Source organism: Clostridioides sp. ZZV14-6345, assembly GCF_020657775.1.
In the GTDB taxonomy this organism is placed as follows: domain Bacteria; phylum Bacillota; class Clostridia; order Peptostreptococcales; family Peptostreptococcaceae; genus Clostridioides; species Clostridioides difficile_D.
Genome location: NZ_JAGWCX010000143.1, coordinates 1 through 1551, shown reverse-complemented (window position 1 = coordinate 1551; position 1551 = coordinate 1). Strand labels below are relative to the sequence as shown.

At 26.6% G+C, this 1551-nt stretch carries 2 protein-coding genes; both read right to left on the bottom strand.

The window, feature by feature from the left end; genetic code table 11:
- Nucleotides 1–3 precede the first annotated feature (3 nt).
- The gene (locus KGF39_RS19310; RefSeq protein ID WP_227823556.1) at nucleotides 4–330 is read right to left on the bottom strand and encodes a hypothetical protein; all 327 of its coding nucleotides are present in this window, start codon (nucleotides 328–330) and stop codon (nucleotides 4–6) included.
- A 15-nt stretch (nucleotides 331–345) separates the two neighbouring features.
- The coding region (locus KGF39_RS19305; RefSeq protein ID WP_227823555.1) for a hypothetical protein at nucleotides 346–1551 on the bottom strand (1206 nt) is incomplete at its 5' end.

Sequence of the window (1551 nt, the reverse complement as noted above, 5' to 3'; positions counted from 1 at the left end):
ATTTTATAACACATTATTTGTGTTAAGTTCTAACATAGCAATTCTATAAGCATTATCTACTAATAAACTATCTTGCTGTTTTTGATTTTCTATTAAAATTGTAATTTTATCCGCATTTTTTTTTTCGGGTGTTGGTTGTGGTTTAGGTGGATTATTTTGTAACTCTAACCATTCATCGTAAACCTCTTTCCCTGTTTTAATCTCTCCATTTTTTATTGCTGGAGTAAATAACTGTTTATCCTCTGTAACAAAGTAATTATCTATGTTATCTAAGTCATTTTCAAAACCATATTCTATTAAAATATCTTTTTTTTCTTTTAAATTTAACATACATTTCTTCCTTTCTTATTCAATAAAATAAGTTCCATAACTATATATATCTGCATTACTTCCTAATTGCGTAATTTGAAGGTATCCATTTGCAAAATTAAAATACATAAAGCCTTGAACTAATTGATTATTTTGGGTTGTAAATATTGGAAAAACATAGAAAGTCTTAGGTGTAAATCCATCAGGAAGTTTCAATAATGCAGTACTATCTGTAATTATTCCACCAGTTATACGCATATGAAAACTAACTTGATTTCCATTTTTACTTATTATAAACCCATCATTGTCTGAAACAGTTCTCTTCCATCCATTCAATAATTTGTTAGATAAATCTATAATTCTAGAGTTAGACTGAATATGACTTATATTTGCTATACTGCTTCTTATAGCTTCTATATGACTACCTAAATTTTGTGTACTTTCAAAACTTATGTTTGGTATAACAGTATCTGAGTTACAAATAAATTTAGTTTGATTATCATATTGTTCTAAGTTTAATGTTGTAAGTTCAATTTCTTGTGGTTTTGCAAGTTGATATATAATAGTTATTGGATTATTTTTTATCCATTCACTAAACCCATTTCCATCTTGTGTAGAAAGTTTACTTTTCAATATTCTAAATGCTATATCGCCACCACCAGTAGTTGAACATCCTTCTGTGTCATTACTATTGAAATCATTTCTACTTTTTCCATTTAAATTATCACATAGAACATATGCTGTGTCTAAACTAGCTACAACGGCTTGAGGAATTAATGTTCCCATGAATAGCAGAGTATTATCATATACATGTGATAAATTAAGATTTCCAATATCAGTATAAGTATGTTCCTCACATCTTTTTATTAAGTAATATTTATTATTCTTATAAACTATCTCATCTTTTGTACCATTTGGTAAACTTCTAAGAGTATATGGAATAGTCTTTTTATTAAATTTATTACCTTCAAATAATATGGCCTTACCATTTATTAAATTATCTCTATGTAATGTCACTTTAATAAAATGTGCATTACTAGGTGTTTTTTCAACCCAATATCTCCAACTTGAATTTTTTGTTAATTGGAAATATCGTTCTGGAGAAGATATACCTTGTATAAAATTTTTATTTGAATCATAATATTGTCTATTACCATTCAATCCATAAAATACATATTCTGTATTTTCCTTTATTGCTATAAATTCTTCACAAGCATAATGTTTATCATCAGTATCCAAATA